Annotated in this window: 3 protein-coding genes; all 3 read right to left on the bottom strand. The window is 67.2% G+C overall.

The genetic code is table 11. The features are described 5' to 3' along the window. Nucleotides 1-1,283: serine/threonine-protein kinase (locus tag AC1DWT_RS49995; RefSeq protein WP_477926145.1), on the bottom strand; the 1,283-nt coding region annotated here is incomplete at its 3' end. A 582-nt stretch (nt 1,284-1,865) separates the two neighbouring features. Further along, entirely contained in the window at nt 1,866-2,699 is an 834-nt protein-coding gene (fdhD, locus tag AC1DWT_RS49990) for a formate dehydrogenase accessory sulfurtransferase FdhD (protein ID WP_477926144.1), read from the bottom strand. Further along, the coding region (locus AC1DWT_RS49985) for a molybdopterin dinucleotide binding domain-containing protein (RefSeq protein ID WP_477926143.1) at nt 2,699-3,901 on the bottom strand (1,203 nt) is incomplete at its 5' end. The genes AC1DWT_RS49985 and fdhD, both read right to left, overlap by 1 nt.

Raw genomic sequence — 3,901 nt, 5'->3', positions numbered from 1 at the left:
GGTTGTGCGACGGCGATGGACTCGATCAGGTGGGTGAGGAACCAGATGAGCGTGTTGTCGTCATTGTCGATCGTCAGCCAGGCGGTCGCCACACCGTCACTCCGCAATGCCTCCAGGCGTTGGGCGGCCAGTGTGCTCTTGCCGAATCCCGCGGGTGCATGAATCAGCACCAGGCGCCGGCGACCGCTGCCGCGCAGTCGCTCGAGCAGGTGCGTACGCGCCACCGCTGCCCCCGGTGTAACCGGCGGGCGGTACTTGGTGGAAGCGCTCGGTGGTGGGGGGAGATCTCGACGCGTCCCGTTACYGCGGCGGTATCGAAGATAGTCCGACACRCCGACCTTGATCTCGTCCGTGGGTCGGAAGGGACGGTCGTCGTCACCGACGAGTGGAAGCGGRATGTCCGCCATGGCGAGGCCGATGTGTTCGCCCGCCTCYCGCAGCGCCCCGCCCAGGTYCGCAGCGGTCCTGGGGCGTTSRGCTGGGTCCCGGGCCATGGCCGACTCGATCACCTCGCACACGGCCTCGGGAACTCCCTSSTCGCGMAGATCGGGCAACGGMTCSGWGCCGATGCGCAGGAGTTGGGCGAAGACCTGTTCCCCGCGGCGTCGGGCATAGGCCGGCCGGCCGGCGAGTGCGGTGAACAGTGTCGCACCGAGTCCGTAGACGTCGGTGACGGTGGACGCGTCGGCKCCGCTGAGCAGTTCCGGRGCGGTGTAGGCGGGGGATCCGGCGACCAGGCCCTGCGTGGTYTCCTCACCTCCGGTGATGCGGGCGATGCCGAAGTCGGTCAATTGCGGYTCRGCGTATTCGGTCAGCAGGATGTTGGCCGGTTTGAYGTCGCGATGCAGCACTCCCCCGCGGTGYGCGGTTTCGAGGGCGCCGGCGAGTTTGACKCCGACGGCCAGTGTCTCGGCGGTCGTCAAGGCACCGTGGTGGGTGATCCAGGAGTCSAGGGAGTCGCGGCGGTGGAACGGCATCACGATGTAGGGGCGTCCGGTGTAGGTGATKCCGGCTTGCAGGACGTGGACGATGTTCGGGTGCCCGGACAGTCTCCCCATGGCCTGCTGCTCGCGCAGAAAACGTGCGCGATCCATGTGGTCCGGATCGGGGCTGAGCACYTTGACGGCAACCAACCGGTCGAGCGCTGGTTGGCGGCATCGGTACACGATGCCGAACCCGCCGCGGCCGGCGATGCTGGCGTCCTCGAAGCCTTCGGCCGCCAGCTCCGCGACGATGTCCKCATCGACCTGRCGTTGGGTGTTSTCGGTGGGGTCSTCCGGCATGGCTGGCCCTCATGCCGCCGTGACCGGTTCGCCGATACACCGCGTCCGCGCGGTCCGCCGCCTGCCCATCGGGTCTCCTCAAGATGTGACTACCCCATTCTAGATTCCGGCATACCGGTCGCAGGGAGGGAATGTCCACGTCTAGGTGAGGAGTCCGGGCGCACATGACGCTGATCGGGGCTTTTGGGCTATCGGCGCGGGCATCCCTCTAACGGATCAGGCTTACTGCGAGGCCACAGCCAAATAATGTCTTCTGGATGCATGGTCGGCAGTGCGCGATGGAACGTCACCGAACGCGTCACCTTCGTGTCCACCCTCTAGAAGCATGTGCGCTGTGGCGCATCCGGTAGCAATTTCGATCGCCATCGCGTATTGGGATTCGCCGTGGGGCTGGCCACGGCTCGCCTGTAGCTGTTCTTCTACTCGGCGTCCTGTTCCGAAGGCATCGCCAGAACATCCGTCGGTGGGATGGGGACGACGGACGTTCCGATTGGATTGCGGCGCAACGGAAGGAGCGCCACTGTCATCGTCATAAACTGCGCGAGCACCGGTCCAGAGGACGATCACCGTTCTGGCGCGCTGTCAGCGCCGGACAGCGGTTATGCGGGCGGGGTGGGTGTAGATGTTCATGGTGGTGCCGCGGAGGAACCCGATGAGGGTGAGGCCGGTGTCGTGGGCGAGGTCGATCGCCAGCGACGACGGTGCGGACACGGCGGCGAGGATCGGGATCCCGGCCATCACCGCCTTCTGCGCCAGTTCGAACGACGCCCGGCCGGACACCAGCAGGATGCTTCCCCGCAGCGGGACCCGGTTCTCTTCGGTGGCCCAGCCGATCAGCTTGTCGACGGCGTTGTGCCGCCCCACGTCCTCCTTGATCGCGAGCAGTTCCCCGGTCCGGGTGAACAATCCGGCCGCGTGCAGGCCCCCGGTGGTCTCGAACACCTTTTGCGCCGCCCGCAACCGGTCGGGCAGCTCCGCGATCGTCGCGGCCGGCACCCGCACCGTGTCGGTGGCCGGTGAGTGCTTCGTCCGCTGCCGGATCGCGTCCAGCGACGCCTTCCCGCACACCCCGCACGAGGAGGTGGTGTAGAAGTTGCGTTCGATACCGGTGTCGGGCAGGAACACCCCAGGCGCGAGGTCCACGTCGAGGACGTTGTAGGTGTTGACACCGTTGTCGTCGACGCTGTTGCAGTAGCGGATCGACGCGATGTCCGCGCGGTCGGCGATGATGCCCTCGGTCAGCAGAAACCCCTGCGCCAGTTCGATATCGGAACCGGGGGTGCGCATGGTGACCGCCAGCGGTGTCCCGTTCACCCGGATCTCGAGCGGCTCCTCCACCACCACGGTGTCCGGTCGGGTGGACTGCCGGGTGTCGGTGATCCGGGTGACCGGGGTCCGGGTGGTCACACGCCCCATCAGGGTCGCCGTTCGAGACGGATGGTGATCGCCTTCGACACCGGGGTGTTCGACTTGCGGGCCACGTGATCGAGTGGGATCAGCGGATTCGTCTCCGGGTAGTAGGCGGCGACGTTCCCCCGCGGCGTCGGGTACGGCACCAACCGGAAGTCGTCGGCGCGGCGCTCCTGCACCGTCCCGTCCGGGGCTTCCCACTCGGAGATCAGGTCCACCCGGTCCCCGTCGGCGTACCCGAGGGCGGCGATGTCCTCGGGGGCGATGAACAGCACCCGCCGTCCGCCCTTGACGCCGCGGTAGCGGTCGTCGAGGCCGTAGATGGTGGTGTTGTACTGATCATGCGACCGCATCGTCTGCAGGATCAGCCTGCCCGCCGGGACCGGCACCCAGGACAACTCGTTGACGACAAAGTTCGCCTTCCCCGTCGTGGTGTCGAAGCGGCGCTCGTCCCGCGGCGGGTGCGGCAACCCGAACCCGTCGGGTTGGCGGACCCTGGCATTGAAGTCCTCGAACCCGGGAACCACCCGGGCGATGGAATCGCGGATGCGGTCGTAGTCGGCGGCGAATTCCGCCCACGGCACCGAATGGTCGGGACCGAACAAGGCCTGCGCGATCCCGCAGACGATGGCGACCTCGCTGCGCAGATGCTCGCTCGCGGGTGTGAGGCCGCCGCGGGACAGGTGCACCATCGACATCGAATCCTCGACCGTGACCTGCTGCTTCTTCCCGGACTGGATGTCCTTGTCGGTGCGGCCGAGCGAGGGCAGGATCAGCGCCGTTCGCCCGGTCACCAGGTGGGAGCGGTTCAGTTTCGTCGACACCTGCACCGTCAACGCACAATTACGCAGTGCGCCCTCGGTGGTCTCGGTGTCCGGCGTCGCGGAGACGAAGTTGCCGCCCATCCCGACGAACACCGCCGCCTTCCCGTCCCGCATCGCCCGAATCGAGTCGACCGCGTCCAGGCCGTGTTCGCGCGGCGAGCGGATCCCGAATTCGGCGTCCAACGCGGCCAAGAACGACTCGGGCATCTTCTCCCAGATCCCCATCGTCCGGTCACCCTGGACGTTGGAGTGTCCGCGGACCGGGCACACCCCAGCGCCGGGTTTGCCGATCATCCCCCGCATCAGCAACAACGCGACCGCGTCCTGAATGGTCGCCACCCCATGCGTCTGCTGGGTCAGCCCCATCGCCCAGCAGATGATGGT

The sequence above is a fragment of the Rhodococcus sp. P4_B6 genome (assembly GCF_056402215.1).
The sequence above is the reverse complement of the archived record's forward strand: the minus strand, read 5'-3'. Positions and strand labels throughout refer to the sequence as shown.

Excerpts from the sequence above, each read along its gene's own strand:
- fdhD (WP_477926144.1), bottom strand. The coding sequence starts at position 2,699 with ATGGGGCGTGTGACCACCCGGACCCCGGTCACCCGGATCACCGACACC.